Raw genomic sequence first — 19,096 nt, 5'->3', positions numbered from 1 at the left:
CCGGTGTCCCGGCCGGATTTGTCGGTTCCAGCAGCACCTGCTGTCCATCAGGAAAGCGGGCCTGTACATATTTTGCTCCCGGACAGGGCCGACTTCGTCTAACTTTCTTTTCTACAACACTGCCATCAGGCTGCTGTTCATAAACAGTTTCTTCCCAGGTATAAGGGGTGGTGGCCGTTTCCACCACCAGGGCAAATACCTGTCCGGCTTTGATCTGGGCCGGTTTCGCCCTGCCGCTGACGGTCAGCTGGCCCTGTTCTTCCCTAACTTCCTGACGAACCTGGATGGCCTTGCTCAGACTGTTGTCCTGATAGTTTTTCTCCTTAATCTGACGGTCAGGATTAATCCATGCAGTTAGGTTAAAGGAACCGGTAGTGTTCGGTGCCTTGATGGCAAAGCTGACCGCCTTCTTTTCCTTCGCTACCAGGGTTACAGGCAATAATGCTACCTGACGCTGGTTAAGGGTCAGTTTCAGTGTTGTCGATAACGGGCGGCTACCCTGGTTTTCCACCTGTACTGTCCCCTGGTAGCTCTGTCCGGGACTGATGGGAGACGGGTAAGATAAGCTGAGCATTCTAAGGTTAACCAGGGAACCATTGAGCTTTAAACTGGTGGTATTATCGGCATAAGTGGTTTCTACAAAAGGCTGGCTCTGATTCAGCCAGTGGGCCTGCCGGTCCCCATTAACGATGGCGGTCAGAGTATGGCTATCTTTTTCCGGCAGATTAGCCGGGACCTGCCAGTGGATTTCCACCTCTACGGTCCGACCCCGTTCCTGCCAGGGCCTGCCATCACCGGGGCTTATGGTCAGGTTCTGGCTGGCCACCGTCTGACCGTCCAGCTTTAGTTCCAGTTTTGTTATCAGCGGCCGGCTAACATCGCGGGCACTGACCAGCAGCCGGGTCTGATAGGTCTTGCCTTTCTCTATCTCCTGGCTGCTGCTGGTTAAACCGGAGACCATCAGGTTTTGCAGGCCCTGGTTACCGAAAGCGTGTAACTTACCATCCAGGGTGGCTACCAGCAAATATCCCCCTGCTAAAGCCATTTCCCCTGTAACCGGAGCTCCCAGGTTAACCCGGCTGACGGTCTTGCCCTGTTGCCGGTCATAATACCAGGGCCGCTCCTGGCCGGTTGTGAGATCCAGGCCATAGACAGTACCGCTATCATCTGCTACCAGCAGCAAATTGGCAGCTGACCAGATGATAGGCGAAACCCAGCTATCCGCCGCCAGGTCCCGCTGAAGCCAGCCGGCAAGGGGAAGGCCATTGGTGCTGTTGAGACAAACTACTCTGGCTTTTTGGCCGTTGTACTGGTTAATAACGAAATAGAGGCGGTTTTGATAAAGGGCGGGGGAGTTGTTGATGAAATTGGCCGGTTTAAAGAAACTTTCATTCAACCACTGCCTTCTGCCGGTACGAGCATTTAAGGCATAGAAGCGGCCTTTTTTATCGGAAAAATAAAGATAATTGCCATCAGTGGCTATAGAAGCCGGTACCCCGGTTTTGGTGTTATAGGTCCAGAGCAGCCGTCCCTGCAGGTCATAGGCCTGGACCGAGCCATTTAGAGCCGTTCCATCCACACCGATAGCAAAAGCATTGCCAAACAGACAAGGGGAAGAGGTGATTTCCCCTTGCTGTAAGATGGGTGAGCTGCCTATTTGAGTCCCCTGGAGCTGGTCTATAAGGTAAGTGCGTTGATTGGTGGCCCCGAGGATGACCAGGTTGTCCACTAGCAGGGGTGAGGAGGAAACTTTAGCGGTCAGGGGCAGATGCCAGAGGGTCTGGGCCAGGCTGCTATTGAGGGCGTAGATGCCACTAGCCCTGGTGCCAAAGAAGAGGCGGCCCTGCCTGTAGGTGGGTGAGGAGATGGAAGGAAAGGTAGCTGCGGTTTCAATCTGCTTGCGCTGGAGGATCTGGCCGCTGTTAAGGTTTAAGGCCAGGATTTCCTGGCCGGCTTTGATGTAGATTTTTTGCTCCTGGCTGAGAATAACCGGCTGGCCCAGGATAGGTGGTTCCCCGGGTTTACCCGCTGGCGCCAGCTGCACCTGCCACTGGGTGGTAATAGGCGGAAAGGTGGGATCATAAAATATTCGTTTTCTATTTTCTTTATTACCGAACATAATAGAATCTTCGTGATCTATATTGAGATTCGCACTAGCTGCATTAAAAAATATGAAAATGAACAAAAAATGGTAAATAAATCTTTTTCTCATTGACTATATCCTCCAGGTTCGAAATCTGTATCAACATAAATAATTACGGCCATTGCATTTCCGTCCCAGTAAATTTTATGGCCAAATGCCTCACTAATAAACCTGACCGGAACCATCGTTCTTTTGTTCAGAATATATGGCGCTACATCCATCGTTTTCTCTTCCCCATTAATAATCATCTTGTTGGAACCAATCTTAACTATTATCATCGTATTATCCCTCTGCAGTGTAATTTTTTGCTCCCGGCCATCCCATTCCAGGTTAGCCCGGAAAGCCTCTGCCAGCCTTCTTAAAGGTACCATCACCCTGTTCTTGTACATCACCGGCTTTTGATCCAGAAAAAACAATACATGTCCGTTGGAAAAACTAACTTCTATCGGTATACTCGGATCCCTCGGCGTAGTATCAATAGGGTCGGGCTTTTTCACCTTCGGATTGATTTTTCCCCCGTACTTCTTCCATGCTGTTTTGCTGATGGGCACTCCATCAATAGCCAGGATCTCCTCGACATTGCTAGCCTCATAGTAAAGAAACTTCAGCATTTGCTCCAGGGTATAGCCGGGAATGGTATGGGTGGTATCCACCTCCCCATCATAGGTACGCCCCAGGATGATATGGTCCTCCCAGGCCCAGACCATCGTCGCTGGCAATAAAAACACCACAAATAAAAAAGAGATAAGGACTTTTTTCACAAACAACTCCCCCTTGCTGGTTTTTTATGACATATTCCCCTCCTCTCCCTGATTTCCTGCTGCCAAATCCTGTATACAAGGCGACAAAAACCAACAAAATAGGCTGCCGAAACTTTGTCGACAGCCCGAACTTTTCGTTATTTGTTCAAATACTCCACCAGCAATTTGTTCACCAGCTGGGGATTGGCCTTGCCTCTGGTTTCCTTCATCACCTGACCGACCAGGAAGCCGATAGCTCTTTCTTTCCCGGCCTTGTAGTCCACTACCGACTGGGGATTGGCCTCAACTACTTTAGCCACAATGGCCGCCAGGGCCCCCTCGTCACTGATTTGCACCAGCCCTTTCTCCTTGATGATTTCCTCCGGTTCCCGGCCAGTAGCAAACATTTCTTCAAACACCGTCTTGGCAATCTTGACACTGATAGTACCGTTCTCCTGCAGCTTCAAAAGCTGGGCCAGCTGCTGTGGCTTAATCCTGGACTGCTGGATTTCCATCCCCTCCGCATTCAGCAGGCGGGAGAATTCCCCCATCAGCCAGTTGCTGATGGCCTTGGCATCGTGATGGTACTGCAGACAGGCCTCAAAATAGTCGGCCATCGCTTTGGAAGCGGTGATCACGCCGGCATCATAAGCGGGCAGGCCCAGTTCCTGAATATAACGCTGCTGCCGGGCGTCCGGCAGTTCCGGCAAGGAACGGCGTATTTCCTCCACCCAGGCCCGGTCGATTACAAGCGGAACCAGGTCCGGCTCCGGGAAGTAGCGGTAATCATGGGCTTCTTCCTTGGAGCGCATGCTCAGGGTTACCCCCCGGTTTTCATCCCAGGTCCGGGTTTCCTGAACGATTCTGCCCCCTTCATCCAGGATGGCAGCCTGGCGTTCCACTTCATACTCCAGGGCCCGTTGCAGGGCCTTAAAGGAGTTCATATTCTTCAGCTCCGTTTTGGTGCCAAATTCCTTGCTGCCAATAGGCCGTAAGGAAACGTTGGCATCACAGCGCAAAGAGCCCTCTTCCATCTTGCAATCGGAAATCTCGGTATACTGGATAATCGCCTTCAGTTTTTCCAGATACAGGCGCGCCTCTTCCGGTGAGCGCAAATCCGGTTCGGAGACGATCTCAATCAGCGGCACTCCCGTCCGGTTATAATCCACCAGAGAATAATCAGCCCCGCTGATATTGGCAGCACCCTGGTGCACCAGCTTGCCAGCATCCTCTTCCATGTGGATACGGGTGATACCGATTCGTTTGGTTTCGCCATTTACTTCGATTTCCAGATAGCCGTTTTTGGCTATGGGCAAATCGTACTGGGAAATCTGATAGGCCTTGGGCAAGTCAGGATAAAAATAGTTTTTGCGGTCGAACTTGCTGAATTCAGCGATTTCGCAGTTCAAGGCCAAACCAGCCTTAATGGCATATTCCACTACTCGCCGGTTCAGGACAGGCAAAACCCCTGGCAAACCCAGGCAAACAGGGCAGACATGCGTATTCTGGCTCCCGCCGAATTCGGTAGGGCAGCTGCAAAAGATCTTGGATTTAGTTTTCAGTTCAACGTGAACCTCCAGACCGATGACGATCTCGTAATCCTTTAATGGCATCTTCCACACCTCCGCAATTACAGTTGGGGATACAATGGGGCCGGCAACAAGGCCTGTTCCACTGCATAGCTGACCCGGAACAGGGTGGCTTCGTCAAAGGCCTTGCCCATAAATTGCACCCCCACTGGCAAGCCATCTGTCAGCCCTACCGGTATGCTGATGGCCGGAATCCCTGCCAGGTTGGAGGACATGGTAAAGATATCGGACAGATACATGGAGATGGGATCGGCAGCCTTTTCCCCGAATTTGAAAGCTACCGTCGGAGTAGTAGGTGAAAGCAATACATCAAACCGGGCAAACGCCTGGTCAAAATCCTGTTTAATTAAGGTCCGTACCTTTAAAGCTTTGAGATAATAGGCATCATAGTAGCCGGAACTCAATGCATAAGTCCCCAGCATGATGCGACGCTTGACTTCCGGGCCAAATCCCTGACTGCGGGTCTTTTTGTACATCTCCACGATGTCTTCCCCTTCAACCCTGAGGCCGTATTGCACGCCATCATAACGGGCCAGGTTGGAGCTGGCTTCCGCCGGGGCAATCAGGTAATAGGTTGCCAGAGCATACCTGGTATGGGGCAAAGAACATTCCCCTACCTCTGCCCCCAGATCTTCAAGAGCCTTGATGGTCTTCTCCACTGCGGCCCGAATTTCCGGCTGAATACCTTCTACCTGGTAATATTCCCTCGGTACCCCTACTTTCAGCCCTTTGACCCCGCCTTCTAAAGCCTGCAGATAGTCAGGCACAGGCAAGCCTGCCGAAGTGGAGTCTTTGGGGTCGTGGCCAGCAATGGTCTGAGTAATCAGGGCACAATCCCGTACCGTACGGGCAAAAGGACCGATCTGATCCAGACTGGAAGCAAAAGCGATCAGGCCATAGCGGGAAACCAGGCCATAAGTGGGCTTTAATCCTACCAGCCCGCAAAAAGCCGCCGGCTGGCGAATAGAGCCCCCGGTATCGGAACCCAGGGAAAACAGCGCCTCCCCGGCTGCCACTGCTGCAGCCGAACCCCCGGAAGACCCTCCGGGCACCCGCTCCAGGTCATAGGGGTTATGGGTAGGGAAAAAGCCTGAATTCTCCGTGGATGAACCCATAGCGAACTCATCCAGGTTGGTTTTGCCCACCAGAACCGCCCCGGCTGCCTGCAGCTTGTCCCAGACTGTGGCATTGTAGGGGGGAATGAAATTATGTAATATTTTAGACGAGCAGGTAGTGCGAATCCCTCTGGTACACATATTGTCCTTGAGAGCAAAGGGAATCCCGGCCAGCGGTCCCAGTTCTTCCCCCTGTTGCCGTCTGCGGTCAATTTCCTCCGCCTGGGCCAGAGCCTGTTCTCTGGTAACAGTGACAAAGGCCTGGACCTGATTGTCCACCTGCTCAATCCTGTCCAGTATGGCCCGGGTCAGCTCCACACTGCTGATTTCTTTCCTGGCCAGCATTTGACTGGCCTGTTCCACCGTCAATGTATGTAAACTCAATGCCTGTCCCTCCTTAGACTATTTTCGGCACTTTAAAGAAGCCATCTTCTGCTTCCGGCGCAGCAGCCACAGCCTCCTCATTGCTTAAACCGGGCTTGACCTCATCATCCCGGAAGACATTTTGCATGGGAATAGCGTGGGCAGTGGGAGGAATCTCACTGGTATCCAGTTGCTTCAACTGGTCAGCATATTCTAAAATAGCATTGAGCTGCTGGGTAAACATCTCTTTTTCTTCTTCAGTCAGCTCCAAACGGGCCAGCATGGCGACGTGTTCGACATCCTGTTTGGTGATCATGGTTTCACCTTCCTTATTGGCATTTTCTCGGCAATTCATAAATTTCATTATAGCAAAATTCGGGAAAATGGGCAAATCAACAGGGATTGGAGGCCAGCAATGAAAGTTGAAATTTTTCCAGCAGAAATCAAAGGCAACCAGGGCTATGACCTGCGCATCCTGGACCCTTCTGCCACGATAGCAGACTATTTACAGGCGATTAATGAATTCATCGAAAATGGTCCGTCCCGGCGGACCAGAGCCCCTGTGCGGCAATGTAAAGGCTGTGACCTCTGTTGTTATGAGCGAATCCCGCTAACCTATATTGACGTTCTTGTATTATACCGCCATCTCCATGGCCAGTACCCTGCTCCTGCCCAGCTGCTCTCTTTTCTCAACAGCCATGCTTACATTTATGTCCAGGGCAGGGCGGTGGATATCAGTCTGGCTAGAGACGAACAGGGCGCCTGTATCTTTCTGGATCAAACTACCGGCACCTGCCGGGTTTATCAGGCCCGGCCGCTGGTTTGTCAAACCTATCTCTGTTCCCCGGCGGGCAAAAACTTTACCAGGCTGCGCAATACTATCGTCAATCTGGGAGAAGATGAACTGGTCCGACAGTGGCTGCTGGCTACACAAGCCTGCGGAGCCGAACTTTACTTTCACGAAGGCTGGCAGCCCCGGGTCAGGCTGTCTGACTGGGATCCGGGGCCTTTTGCTGAGAAAAAGGATTATGGCGAAGTGATTTTAAGTCAGTTTCTAGAAAGGAGATAACCATGAAGAAAACAGCTATTATTACCGGTGGCGCCCATGGTATTGATAAAGCTATTGCCCTTAAACTACTTCAGCAACAAATTCAGGTCGCTATCTGGGATATCGCTGAACAGGCCGGAAAGGAAACAGAAGCGGAACTGCAGCATCATGGCAAAATTAAATTCTTCCTGGTCGATATCGCCTCAGAACCCCAGGTAAGGGAAGCAATACAGGCTACCGTCGCTTATTTTGGGGGCATAGATTATCTGGTCAATAATGCAGCCATATCATGTAACAAGCCATTGGCTGAATTGACTTTAGCTGAATGGGAACGGGTCATAACCGTTAACCTGACAGGAACTTTCCTGTGCGCTAAATATGCTGCCCCCCACCTCAGAGAACGGCAGGGGGCAATTGTCAACCTCTGCTCTACCCGGGCCTTCATGTCCGAACCCAATACAGAAGCCTATTCTGCCTCCAAAGGGGGCATCTATGCCTTAACCCACGCCCTGGCCATGAGCCTGGGCCCGGAAGTGAGGGTTAACTGCATCAGCCCTGGCTGGATTGAAGTAAATAATCCAGAAGCTCTAACCAGCAGTGACCATCAGCAACATCCAGTCGGCCGGGTGGGCAAAGCTGAAGATGTAGCTGCCCTGGCCTGGTTTTTGCTTTCCGACGAAAGCGGGTTTATTACCGGGCAAAACTTCATTATCGATGGTGGTATGACCAGAAAAATGATTTATCTTTAAAGTAAAAACTCCTGCCCTCCCAACCAGGGCAGGAGCTTTTTTACCGGGGTTTCCGTCCTTCCACTACCGCTACCACGCCGCCGGTCAAATCATGGTAGCGACAATCCACCAGACCGGCAGCAGCAAAGCGCCGGGCCAGCTCAGCCTGATGGGGGAAAACCCTGGCCGAGTCATGCAGATAGCTGTAGGCACTGGCCCTTCCGGCCCAGAATTTTCCCATCAGCGGGACCAGTTTCTCGAAATAAAACCAGTAGAGTTCCTTAAAAACCGGAGCACTGGGTTTAGCCATATCCAGGCTGACCACCATGCCCCCGGGCTTTACCACCCGGGTCATTTCCCGCAAGACCTGGTCCAGGTCAGGTACATTCCTCAGGCCCCAGCCCACAGTTACACAATCAAAGCTATTGTCGGCAAAGGGCAGGGCCATGGCATTGCCCTGAATCAAGGTGATATTCTCCTGCAGGGGAAAATGGCGCAGGTTTTCCCGGGCTACAGCCAGCATATTTTCCGAAAAATCCAGACCAACCACCCTGCCTGTAGGACCACCGGCTTCTGCCAGGGCCATGGCCAGCATGCCGGTACCACAGCAAATATCCAGAGCCTGTTTTCCAGGTCCCATACCGGAACGGGCTACGGCAAAGCGGCGCCAGCGCCGGTCCAGCCCAAAGGTCATCAGGGTATTCATCAAATCATAGCGGCGGGCAATAGCATTGAACATTTCCCGTACATAGCTTTCTTTCTGTTCCTTACTGGGTAAAGACATCGTTTTCTTTTCCTCCTATAAACCCAGCCAGCAAAGCAGCTGGGATTTCAGCTCCATCTTGCCAGCCTGCCAGTTATGGCGCACCTCTTTTTCCTTAAGGCCAGCCAAACCGGGATGGAGGGGCAGGCCGCTAATGCGGCTGAGCATATTCAGCTGTTCAAATTCATCCAGCCCCTCTCTGTCCCCGGCGCTGACCAGAGCGGACAGCACACTGCTGACAAATTTAAAGGGACTGGCAGTAGCGGCAATTACCGCAGGCCGCTTATCACCACTGGCCTGAAGAAAATCCTGGTAAACTTTGTAGGCAACGGCCGTATGGGTATCCAGGGTATAGTGATAACGGTCAAACACTTCAGCAATGGTCTTCAGTGTATCTTCCTGGTCACACCAGCCGGCCCAGAGTACTTCCGCTATGGCCTGGCGGGTCTGCTCATCCACCGTATAATGCCCCGTTTCTGCCAGCTGATTAAACCAGAGGGTGATTTTCTCCCCATCCCCTCCAGTTAAGTCATAGAGAAAACGTTCCAGGTTACTGGAAATAAGGATATCCATCGAAGGGCTGTTGGTCAGTTTGAACTGGCGGCGCCGGTCATAGGTACCGTTTCGGAAAAAATCAGTCAGTACATTATTTTCATTGGAGGCGCAGATCAGCTTGCCCAGCGGCAGCCCCATCCTTCTGGCATACCAGGCCGCCAGGATATTGCCGAAGTTTCCGGTGGGTACCACCACATTGACCTCGTCGCCCAGCACAATTCGGCCCCGTCGCACCAGCTGCAAGTAGGCACTGAAATAATAGATAATCTGCGGTACCAGGCGCCCCCAGTTGATGGAATTGGCTGATGAAAGCTCAAAGCCCCTGTCAGCCAGATAGTTCCGCAAACTTGCGTCAGCAAAAATGGCCTTGACCCCATTCTGGCAATCATCAAAATTGCCAGTTACAGCAACTACGCGGGTATTCTGTCCACCGGTGGTGAGCATCTGCCGTTCCTGGACCTGACTTACTCCCCCCTGAGGATAGAAGACCATAATGCGAATACCGGGAACATCCTTGAACCCTTCCAGAGCGGCTTTGCCGGTATCTCCGGAAGTGGCCACCAGAATTACCAGTTCCCTGGACGCTCCCAGTTTGTGTCTGGCTGTCACCAGCAAATGGGGCAGCAGCTGCAGGGCCATATCCTTGAAGGCTGCCGTGGGCCCATGCCAGAGTTCCAGGATGTGGATGTCTTCCGCCAGTGAAACCACCGGGGCCATTTCCGGATGAGCGAAACTGCTGGCATTATAGGCCCGTTGTAAACAAGTGCGAATTTCTTCCCGACTATAATCGGTCAGATAGCGCTCCAGGATGGCTGCTCCCAGCTCCTGGTACGAACTTTCCACCAGTTCCGTCAACTCTTCCCTGCTGAATTGCGGAAAACTTTCCGGCACAAACAAGCCTCCAGCAGGCACCATGCCCAGATTGATGGCTTCTGCAGCGCTGACCGGCCGGAAATTATTCCTGGTGCTGATATACTGCATAAACCTTCCCCTTTCCCTACTTTACCTTAACGGCATAATCTTATACTATTCGCCCTCATCATCAGTTTTCCTGCCTGATGAGGAAAAAAGCAGGGCGAACCCTGCTCTCTTACCAGCCTAACTTGCGGTGCAAAACATGAACCGCTTCTTTCAATTGACTTTCCGGTACCAGGAAGGAAATAGTGATATCCGAGTCCGAAGTTTGCAGGATATCTATTCCGGCACTATAGAGGGTTTCCATGATTTCCGCCATTACCCCTGGAACCCCTTGCATCCCGGCACCGATAACCGATACCTTGGCACAGTTTTCCACCAGTTCACAGGCGAATCCTGCTTCATGCAGGTATTGACAGGCTTTAAAACCATCGGCCTGAGACACCGTAAAGTATACCCCATCGGGCAGAACAGAGATTACATCCACACTGATGCCCTTTTCCGCCAGCACCCGGAACAGCTTGACTCGCACCAGCTGCCAGTTTTGCTGACCATCCCGGCTGGAAAGAACCCGGACCTGGCTGAGCCCGGTAAGGTGGGCAATCCCGGTAATGACCCGTTCAGCAGCAGACTGGGAAATGAGGGTACCTTTGGCATCAGAAAAGGTATTTTTAATGCGAATGGGTACCTGGCGGCTCATGGCCACTTCAACGGCCCGCGGATGAATAACTTTCGCCCCCTGATAGGCCATTTCGCACACTTCCCGATAGGAAATTTCATCCAGAATCTTGGCTTCCGGCTCCACCCGGGGATCAACGGTCATTACCCCATCCACGTCGGTATAGATTTCCACCACTTCAGCCTGTAAGGCTGCCCCCAGTGCGGTAGCGGTAGTGTCACTGCCGCCCCGGCCCAGGGTTGTTATGCTGCCATCAGGAGCTATCCCCTGAAAGCCCGCAACCACCACAATTTTATCATCCATTACCTGGCGCAGGATGGGCATGGGGTCAACCTCTAAAATCTGGGCATTGCCAAAATTGGCATCAGTCTTGATCCCGGCCTGGCCGCCAGTTAAAGCAATGGCCGGGTGGCCCATGCTATTGAGGGTATGAGCCATAACTACTGTAGAGATAATCTCTCCGCAGGAAATGAGCAAATCCAGCTCCCGGGGATTAACCTCTGGATTAATTTCTTTCACCAGGCTAATCAAGGTGTCAGTAGCATAGGGAGCCCCCTTGCGCCCCATAGCTGAAACCACTACCACCGGCTGATAGCCTTCTGCTTTGGCGGCCAGAATGCGCTCAATAGCCCGGGCCCTGCCTTCCCCATCTGCTACCGATGTACCGCCGAATTTCTGCACAATGATTTTCACCATACTCCCTCCCCACAAGCTCTATTGTCTACTGGCCGCCAGCCATTTTTCCACTTGCTGCAATGCGATCCGGACAGCTGCCGGCGCCGGTCCTCCCGGTACCTGCCGGGCCTGGACACAGTAATCAATACTGATAGCCTCATAAAGGTCTTCTGCAAACACCGGTGACATTTGCCGGTATTCTTCCAGTGTTACTTCCTCCAGGGCCTTGCCCTGCTCTACACAATAAAGCACTGCTTTACCCACAATTTCATGGGCTTCCCGGAAAGGCACCCCTTTTTTGGCCAGATAATCTGCCAGATCGGTGGCATTGGTGAAGCCACCCTGAGCAGCCTTGCGCATATTATCTTCCCGTACCTTCATTGTTGCCAGCATGGGAGTAAAGACCAGCAAACAACCCTTAACCGTATCGATGGCATCAAAGAGCGCTTCCTTATCCTCTTGCATATCCTTGTTATAGGCCAGAGGCAACCCCTTCATCACTGTCAGCAAGGCCATCAAGTCACCATAAACCCGACCGGTCTTGCCCCGCACCAGTTCTGCTACATCAGGATTTTTCTTTTGCGGCATAATGGAACTGCCGGTACTGAAAGCATCATCCAGTTCAATAAAAGCAAACTCACTGCTGGACCAGAGGATGATTTCCTCACTGAAACGGCTGAGATGCATCATCAGTAGGGAAGCAGCAGCACAGAATTCAATGGCAAAATCCCGGTCACTGACGGCATCCAGAGAGTTCATGGTAATGGCCGGAAAATCCAGTAACTCAGCTACCCTTTCCCGGTTCAGGGGAAAAGTGGTGCCGGCCAGCGCCCCCGATCCCAGGGGACAGACATTTACCCGCTTCAGGACATCCTGCAGCCTTTCCACATCCCGCTGGAACATGGCAATATAGGCCAGCAAGTGATGGGCCAGGGTAATAGGCTGAGCCCGTTGTAAATGGGTATAGCCGGGCATCACCGTCTCCGTATGTTGCTGGGCCAGTTCCAGCAAGGTTTCAATCAATTCCAGCAACAGGTGTTTGACTTGTCCGATCTCCTCCCGCAGATACAGGCGAATATCCAGGGCCACCTGGTCATTGCGACTGCGGGCGGTGTGGAGCTTTTTCCCCACTGCTCCGATTTTTTCAGTCAGCAGCTTTTCTATATTCATATGGATATCTTCCGCAGCTACATCAAATTGGACTTTCCCGGCCTCAATCTCCGCCAGCAGCTCTTTCAGGCCAGCTATAATCTGGTCCGCCTCAGCCGGAGTGATAATCCCCTGTTCGCCCAGCATGGTGGCATGAGCAATACTGCCCAGGATATCCTGGCGATAGAGGCGCTGATCAAAATGAATGGAAGAGTGAAAATCCTCCACCAGTTTATCTGTGGTTTTGGCAAAGCGGCCACCCCAGAGTTTACCCACCTCTGTCTCCTCCTTCGTTAATTAGCTGGATAGTACGAAGCCAGGCCTGGCCCGATGGCCAGAGCCTGGCGGCTGCTTGCGCTATTTGCGATTTTTTTCCTCCATCATCGCCCGTACCAGCAGGGGTAGGCCGAAGAGATTGATAAAGCCTTCCGCATCCTTCTGGTTGTAGATTTCGTCCCGACCAAAGGTGGACAGCTCCTGGTGATAGAGGGAATAGGGCGACCTGGCTCCTGCCGGTGTGCAACTGCCTTTGTACAGCTTTAACCGTACGGTACCGGTCACCGTCTTCTGAGTCACATTGACAAAAGCATCAATGGCTTCCCGCAGGGGATGATACCAGACCCCATCGTATACCAGTTCAGCATAGCGCTGGGCTACCAGGTCCTTATAATGCAAAGTGGCCCGGTCCAGGCAGAGCAGTTCTAATTCCCGGTGGGCAGCATAGAGGACAGTGCCGGCCGGAGTCTCATAAACTCCCCGGGATTTCATCCCCACCAGGCGATTTTCCACCATGTCTACCACACCCACACCATTGGCACCGGCGATTTCATTCAGTTTCTCAATCAGGCTGACCCCATCCAGAGCTTCACCGTTCAGCTTCACCGGAATGCCCTGTTCAAATTCCAGCTCCACATAGGTCGGCTGGTCCGGAGCTTCTTCCGGCGGGGTAATCAGCATCAATACATCCTTTTGCGGTTCATTCCAGGGATCCTCCAGATCAGCCCCTTCATGGCTCAAATGCCAGAGGTTACGGTCCATGGAATAGGGCCGGGCCTTGGTCACCGGTACGGGAATACCCCGGGCCTGGGCATAATCAATGGCATCTTCCCGGGAGCGGATATCCCACAGGCGCCAGGGAGCAATGATCTTCAAATCAGGGGCCAGGGCTTTTACGGTCAGTTCAAACCGTACCTGGTCATTGCCTTTGCCGGTAGCTCCGTGAGCCACCGCTTCCGCCCCTTCCTGGCGAGCAATTTCCACCAGCCGCTTGGCAATCAAGGGGCGGGCAAAGGAAGTACCCAGCAAATATTTGCCTTCATAAACGGCCCCTGCTTTCAGAGTAGGCCAGATGAAATCTTCAACAAATTCCTTTTTCAAGTCTTCAATATAAATCTTGCTGGCCCCGGATTTAATGGCCTTTTCCTCCAGGGGAGCCAGTTCCTCCCCTTGCCCCAAATCGGCAACCATGGCAATTACTTCATAACCGTAATTTTCTTTTAACCAGGGGATAATGATGGAAGTATCCAATCCCCCCGAATATGCCAGCACCACTTTTTTCACGCCAACCGTCTCCTTTTTATAAAAACTCAGGAAATATTATACCCTTTTCTGTATTTTAATTCAACCCGGTAATTTGCCAGCGCCCGTTAATTATCTTATAAGTCAACCTGGCAGCAAATTTACGCCCGTTTTTTAAAGTTATAGTATCCTCTATATTTGCCTCTACAAATTGGTTCTTTCCTGAATGTTGTACCTCATTAAACTTATATCCAATTTCCACCGGTTCCCCAGCGGGAATTTTACCTTTCCGGACTGCCTCTATTACCGCCGGTGCGGCAAAACGCTCTAGAGCAGACCAGTTTCGCCGGCAAGCAGCTAAATAAAACCCATTTCTAACCTCCGTTAATGCCACCCAGCCATCTAGCTCCTGGTTAAGCAACTGCTGTCCGGCCGCTGACAGGCGGTAAACCTGATTACCGCTTTTGACCAGGCCGCGGCGGTCATAATAAAAGCCGGTAAGCCGCGTCTTATCACCTTTTTCTTCCACATAACCGATGCGTACAGCAAACTCGGGCCGGAAATCTGCATCATCCGCGGGTTCAAGTTGTAGTAGTTCTTTGGCCAGCATCCTGACGGTCTCAGTCCCGGGTGGCCACAGGGAAAGCAGGTTAGCCTGGCCAAAGCCGATGGTATAGATATTGGTATAATCCAGGGTATTGGCCTGTTCCAGTGCCTTTTTATCCAAGCCTGATCGGGCATATTGCTCCACCTGTTTCAGCAAGGCAGATCCACTAAAATAATTGGGATCCCTTGTCGGAAAGAATAAACTATAGGCTGAAATCAGCATAACTACCAGTAAAGCTGCGTTAACTATCCTGTTCCACCAGATCAGTTTAGGATTTCTATTTTTCACCATCCTCCCCCCCCTTGTCCCCATTATATCATTTGGACAGGGCGAGAGGAAGCCTGTTCTACAACAACAGGGCCAGCAGAGCCTTTTGGGCATGCAGCCGGTTTTCTGCCTCATCAAACACCACTGAATTGGGACCATCGATTACCCCGGCGGTTACTTCCTCCCCGCGGTGGGCCGGCAGACAGTGCAGGAAGAGATAATCTGCCCTGGCTTTGGCTACCAGTTCCTCATTGACCTGATAGGGTTGGAAGATCCGGGCCCGCTCCTCGGCTTCTGCTTCCTGCCCCATGGAAGCCCAGACATCAGTATAGACCACATCGGCATCCGTTACTGCTTCCACCGGATCAGTAGTAACCAGAATTTCCCCACCGCTTTCAGCGGCAAAGGCCTGAGCTTTAGCCACAATTTCCGCCTGAGGCAGATAGCCTTCCGGGCTGGCCACCGCTACCTTCATCCCCATCTTGGCCCCACCAATCAGCAGGGAATGGGCCATATTGTTGCCATCCCCCACATAGGCCAGCTTCAGTCCAACCAGCTTGCCTTTGTATTCCTGGATGGTCATCAGGTCAGCCAGCACCTGGCAGGGATGCAGCAGATCGGTCAAGCCGTTGATTACCGGCACATCGGCAAACTGAGCCAGCTCCTCCACCTCGGCCTGGGCAAAGGTACGGATCATGATGCCATCCACCATGCGGGACAGCACCCGCGCAGTATCAGCAATCGGTTCCCCCCGTCCCAGCTGAATATCATTGCTGCTCAAAAAGAGGGGATAGCCTCCTAACTGATACATGCCCACTTCAAAGGACACCCTGGTCCGGGTCGAAGATTTGCGGAAAATCATGGCCAGGGTTTTGCCCTGTAAAATGGGGTGGGATACCCCCATTTTCTGTTCTTTTTTCAGGTGCAGAGCCAGAGCAATCATTTCCTTCAACTCTTCTCTGGTATAGTCAGACATGCAGAGAAAATCCCGCCCCTGCATGGCTTTTTGAATTTCATTTAATGCTAATGCCATTGTTTATGCCTCCTTAACCTGTATATACCGCCAGTTCCAGGGGTTCAGCCGTGCCGCCGGCAGCCAGGTACTCCAGCACCTGCAATACCGCATTGGCCGTATCCAGAGAAGTTAAGCACGGAATTCTATATTCCGCTGCCGTGCGGCGCAGCTGGAAGCCCCGCCGCCCCGGATTTTTCCCCTGGGTAGGTGTATTGATTACCAGCTGAATGCGACCAGTTCTGATCGCTGTCAGGTCTTCTTCAAGTTCCGTTACCTGTAATCCCCGTTCCGCGAAATAGCGCCAGGTATCTCCTGCAGCTGCCAGCTGGAAGCCATAAGCGGCAAAGCGAGCAGCCAGCCGGGCCGCTTCCTCCTTGTCCCAATCCGCTACCGACCAGAACACCGTTCCGCCCGCAGGCAACTTGATATTGGCGGCCTGCATGGCTTTCAGCAAGGCAGCAGGATACTCCGCCGCTGTGCCCATTACCTCACCGGTGGACTTCATTTCCGGGCCCAGGGAGATTTCCACCCCGCCCAGTTTCTCGAAGGAAAAAACAGGGGCTTTGACAGTAATCCAGGGAGAGGGGGGCTTGAGGCCATGATAATACCCCTGTTTGGTCAGGCTCTCTCCCAGCATGGCTTTGGTAGCTACCGCCACCATGGGCACTGCCGTCACTTTACTCAACACCGGCACCGTCCGGGACGCCCGTGGGTTGACTTCCAGCACATAAACCTGACCGTTGCTGATCACATACTGAATATTGATAAGACCACATACCTGCAAGGCCCGACCGATCCGCAAGGTATAATCCACCAGCAGTTCTTCCTCTTCCCGGCTTAAACCCTGAGCCGGATAAACCGCCATGGAGTCCCCGGAATGCACCCCCGCCCTCTCCACATGGGCCATAATGCCAGGAATAAATATATCCTTACCATCACCGATGGCATCTACCTCGACTTCCCGCCCCAGCAGATAGCGGTCAATCAGCACCGGATGTTCGGGGGTGATTTCCACTGCTGTGGTTAAATAGTGGACCAGCTCCTCTTCTTTTTGGACAATCTCCATATTGCGGCCGCCCAGAACATAGGAAGGACGCACTACCAGGGGATAACCCAGCTGCCGGGCCCATTCCACCCCTTCTGTAACCGAGAAGACCGCCTTGCCTTCCGTCTGGGGAATTCCCAGTTTAGCTAACAGGGCAGCGAATTTTTCCCGGTCTTCTGCCAGGTCAATGGACTGCACGGACGTACCCAGGATTTTCACTCCGGCCGCCTCCAGTTTGGCTGCCAGATTAATGGCAGTTTGGCCGCCGAATTGTACAATCACTCCCAGAGGCTGTTCTTTTTCAATTACATGCAGAACATCTTCCACTGTCAGAGGTTCAAAATATAATTTATCCGCCGTATCAAAATCCGTACTCACTGTTTCGGGGTTATTATTGATAATAATGGTTTCATAACCCAGTTCCTGCAAACCCCAGACAGAATGGACTGAACAATAATCAAACTCAATCCCCTGACCGATGCGGATCGGCCCCGAGCCCAGCACCACCACTTTCGGTCTGGTACTGACTTCTACTTCATCCTCCTGCTCATAAGAAGAATAATAGTAGGGAGTAGCTGCTTCAAACTCAGCAGCACAGGTATCCACCAGCTTATAAACCGGGCGAATGCCCCACTCTGCCCGCCGATCCCGCACTTCACGTTCTTCTACTCCCCACCAGCGAGCCAGGGCCCGATCACTGAAACCTTTGCTTTTGACCAACTGTAAAAATTCCGAAGTTACCTGACCCCAGGGCGTTTTTTTGATTTGCCTTTCCAGTTCCACCAGACCGCGAATCTTTTCCAGGAACCAGGGATCGATTTTCGTAAGCTGATAAACCTCTTTCACGGTAAAATGGCGGCGAAAAGCCTCTGCCACCACAAACAGCCTTTCATCATCGGCTTCTTGCAGCCGGTGTTCGATGGCCATATCGGAAAGAGCACCCAGTTTGGGCAATTGCAAACTGTCCAAACCGATTTCCAGACTGCGGATTGCCTTTTGTAAAGCGGCCTCAAAGCTGCGTTCAATGGCCATCACTTCCCCGGTAGCCTTCATCTGAGTTCCCAGTCGCCGGTCAGCCGTGGGAAATTTATCGAACGGCCAGCGGGGAATCTTGACTACACAGTAGTCCAGGGCCGGTTCAAAGCAGGCACTGGTTTTACCAGTAACCGGGTTAGTCAACTCAGCCAGGGTCAGGCCAATGGCAATTTTGGCCGCCATCTTGGCAATGGGATAACCAGTCGCTTTTGACGCCAGGGCCGAGCTGCGGCTCACCCGGGGATTAACCTCGATTACTATATATTCAAAACTGTGAGGATTTAAGGCGAATTGGACATTACATCCACCCTCAATTTTTAAGGCCCTGATTATCTTCAGTGCGGCAGTGCGTAGCATCTGATACTCGCGGTCACTTAAAGTCTGGGAAGGCGCGATAACAATGGAATCCCCGGTATGAATTCCCACCGGGTCGATGTTTTCCATATTACAAATGGTAATGCAGTTATCGGCACTATCCCGCATTACCTCATACTCGATTTCCTTCCAGCCGGCCACGCTTTTTTCCAGCAGAATCTGCCCGATAGCACTGTACTTCAAGCCCTTATCAGCGATTTGCGCCAGTTCCCTGGCATTATGGGCAATTCCGCCCCCGGATCCTCCCAGGGTATAAGCGGGACGGACGATCACCGGATAGCCAATCTCCTCGGCAAAGGCCAGGGCAGCATCTACTGTTTCTACGATGGTACTGGGAGGAATAGGTTCACCGATCTCCAGCATTAAGGCCCGGAATAATTCCCTATCCTCAGCCCGCTTGATCGCCTCCAGGGGAGTTCCCAGCAGGGCGACACCATATTGCTGCAAAATCCCTTTCTCCGCCAGTTCAACAGCTATATTCAGGCCAGTCTGTCCACCCAGGGTAGGTAACAGTCCATCAGGCCGTTCTTTTTCTATGATTTGAGCCACCGTCTGCCACTGTAATGGCTCGATATAAATTTTATCCGCCATATTGGCATCGGTCATAATGGTCGCCGGGTTGGAATTGACCAGCACTACCTCCAGCCCTTCTTCTTTCAAAGCCTTGCAAGCCTGGGTACCGGCATAATCGAATTCCGCCGCCTGGCCGATGATAATGGGCCCGGAACCGATTACCAGCACTTTTTTAATATCCTGTCTTTTGGGCATGCTC

At 52.3% G+C, this 19,096-nt stretch carries 15 protein-coding genes; 2 read left to right on the top strand and 13 right to left on the bottom strand.

Annotation, left to right across the window (positions count from 1 at the left end):
* The 5 genes from JDF658_RS08200 to gatC form a co-directional block, all read right to left on the bottom strand.
* A partial coding sequence (locus JDF658_RS08200; RefSeq protein WP_200805658.1) for a PQQ-binding-like beta-propeller repeat protein occupies positions 1–2,119 on the bottom strand: 2,119 nt, incomplete at its 3' end.
* Between the two features lie 89 nt (positions 2,120–2,208).
* Positions 2,209–2,904, bottom strand: a complete 696-nt coding sequence (locus JDF658_RS08195) for a copper amine oxidase N-terminal domain-containing protein (RefSeq protein WP_079907159.1) — start codon at positions 2,902–2,904, stop codon at positions 2,209–2,211.
* 137 nt (positions 2,905–3,041) lie between these two features.
* The gene (gene gatB, locus JDF658_RS08190) at positions 3,042–4,496 is read right to left on the bottom strand and encodes an Asp-tRNA(Asn)/Glu-tRNA(Gln) amidotransferase subunit GatB (RefSeq protein ID WP_079907157.1); all 1,455 of its coding nucleotides are present in this window, start codon (positions 4,494–4,496) and stop codon (positions 3,042–3,044) included.
* A gap of 17 nt (positions 4,497–4,513) precedes the next feature.
* On the bottom strand, positions 4,514–5,971 hold the full coding sequence (gatA, locus tag JDF658_RS08185) for an Asp-tRNA(Asn)/Glu-tRNA(Gln) amidotransferase subunit GatA (protein ID WP_078665954.1): 1,458 nt from the start codon (positions 5,969–5,971) through the stop codon (positions 4,514–4,516).
* A gap of 13 nt (positions 5,972–5,984) precedes the next feature.
* Positions 5,985–6,266: an Asp-tRNA(Asn)/Glu-tRNA(Gln) amidotransferase subunit GatC gene (gene gatC / locus JDF658_RS08180; protein WP_078665953.1), complete on the bottom strand. Its 282-nt coding sequence runs from the start codon at positions 6,264–6,266 to the stop codon at positions 5,985–5,987.
* Between the two features lie 99 nt (positions 6,267–6,365).
* On the opposite strand from gatC, the gene JDF658_RS08175 reads away from it, so the two are divergent.
* Together JDF658_RS08175 and JDF658_RS08170 are read left to right on the top strand one after the other, a co-directional pair.
* Positions 6,366–7,019 carry a YkgJ family cysteine cluster protein gene (locus JDF658_RS08175; RefSeq protein WP_078665952.1) on the top strand — a complete coding sequence of 218 codons (654 nt, stop codon included), beginning with the start codon at positions 6,366–6,368 and terminating at the stop codon, positions 7,017–7,019.
* A gap of 2 nt (positions 7,020–7,021) precedes the next feature.
* Positions 7,022–7,747, top strand: a complete 726-nt coding sequence (locus JDF658_RS08170) for an SDR family oxidoreductase (RefSeq protein WP_079907155.1) — start codon at positions 7,022–7,024, stop codon at positions 7,745–7,747.
* Positions 7,748–7,787: 40 nt separating this feature from the next.
* On the opposite strand, the gene JDF658_RS08165 is transcribed toward JDF658_RS08170, so the two are convergent.
* The 8 genes from JDF658_RS08165 to carB all read right to left on the bottom strand — a co-directional run bounded on the left by JDF658_RS08165 (position 7,788) and on the right by carB (position 19,092).
* A complete protein-coding gene (locus tag JDF658_RS08165; RefSeq protein ID WP_078665950.1) occupies positions 7,788–8,510 on the bottom strand; it encodes a demethylmenaquinone methyltransferase in 723 nt (240 codons plus the stop codon).
* A 15-nt stretch (positions 8,511–8,525) separates the two neighbouring features.
* Positions 8,526–10,025 carry a threonine synthase gene (thrC, locus tag JDF658_RS08160; RefSeq protein WP_079907153.1) on the bottom strand — a complete coding sequence of 500 codons (1,500 nt, stop codon included), beginning with the start codon at positions 10,023–10,025 and terminating at the stop codon, positions 8,526–8,528.
* 109 nt (positions 10,026–10,134) lie between these two features.
* Positions 10,135–11,331 (bottom strand): aspartate kinase, encoded by a 1,197-nt coding sequence (gene dapG, locus JDF658_RS08155; protein WP_079907151.1) that lies wholly within the window; start codon positions 11,329–11,331, stop codon positions 10,135–10,137.
* A 21-nt stretch (positions 11,332–11,352) separates the two neighbouring features.
* Entirely contained in the window at positions 11,353–12,738 is a 1,386-nt protein-coding gene (gene argH, locus JDF658_RS08150) for an argininosuccinate lyase (protein WP_078665947.1), read from the bottom strand.
* 81 nt (positions 12,739–12,819) lie between these two features.
* Entirely contained in the window at positions 12,820–14,022 is a 1,203-nt protein-coding gene (locus JDF658_RS08145; protein ID WP_079907150.1) for an argininosuccinate synthase, read from the bottom strand.
* 55 nt (positions 14,023–14,077) lie between these two features.
* Positions 14,078–14,878: a hypothetical protein gene (locus JDF658_RS08140; protein ID WP_079907148.1), complete on the bottom strand. Its 801-nt coding sequence runs from the start codon at positions 14,876–14,878 to the stop codon at positions 14,078–14,080.
* Positions 14,879–14,933: 55 nt separating this feature from the next.
* Entirely contained in the window at positions 14,934–15,887 is a 954-nt protein-coding gene (gene argF / locus JDF658_RS08135) for an ornithine carbamoyltransferase (protein WP_079907147.1), read from the bottom strand.
* 13 nt (positions 15,888–15,900) lie between these two features.
* Positions 15,901–19,092, bottom strand: coding sequence for a carbamoyl-phosphate synthase large subunit (gene carB, locus JDF658_RS08130; protein WP_078665943.1), 3,192 nt, complete (start codon positions 19,090–19,092; stop codon positions 15,901–15,903).
* Positions 19,093–19,096: the final 4 nt, after the last annotated feature.

This window comes from Carboxydocella sp. JDF658 (assembly GCF_002049395.1).
Taxonomy (GTDB): domain Bacteria; phylum Bacillota.
Note: the sequence above shows the minus strand (reverse complement) of the source record. Positions and strands in the feature narration are given on the sequence as shown.

Coding starts and splice junctions, on each gene's coding strand:
- gatB (WP_079907157.1), bottom strand. CDS start 4,496: ATGCCATTAAAGGATTACGAGATCGTCATCGGTCTGGAGGTTCACGTT.
- gatC (WP_078665953.1), bottom strand. CDS start 6,266: ATGATCACCAAACAGGATGTCGAACACGTCGCCATGCTGGCCCGTTTG.
- JDF658_RS08175 (WP_078665952.1), top strand. CDS start 6,366: ATGAAAGTTGAAATTTTTCCAGCAGAAATCAAAGGCAACCAGGGCTAT.
- JDF658_RS08170 (WP_079907155.1), top strand. CDS start 7,022: ATGAAGAAAACAGCTATTATTACCGGTGGCGCCCATGGTATTGATAAA.
- JDF658_RS08165 (WP_078665950.1), bottom strand. CDS start 8,510: ATGTCTTTACCCAGTAAGGAACAGAAAGAAAGCTATGTACGGGAAATG.
- thrC (WP_079907153.1), bottom strand. CDS start 10,025: ATGCAGTATATCAGCACCAGGAATAATTTCCGGCCGGTCAGCGCTGCA.
- JDF658_RS08140 (WP_079907148.1), bottom strand. CDS start 14,878: ATGGTGAAAAATAGAAATCCTAAACTGATCTGGTGGAACAGGATAGTT.
- argF (WP_079907147.1), bottom strand. CDS start 15,887: ATGGCATTAGCATTAAATGAAATTCAAAAAGCCATGCAGGGGCGGGAT.
- carB (WP_078665943.1), bottom strand. CDS start 19,092: ATGCCCAAAAGACAGGATATTAAAAAAGTGCTGGTAATCGGTTCCGGG.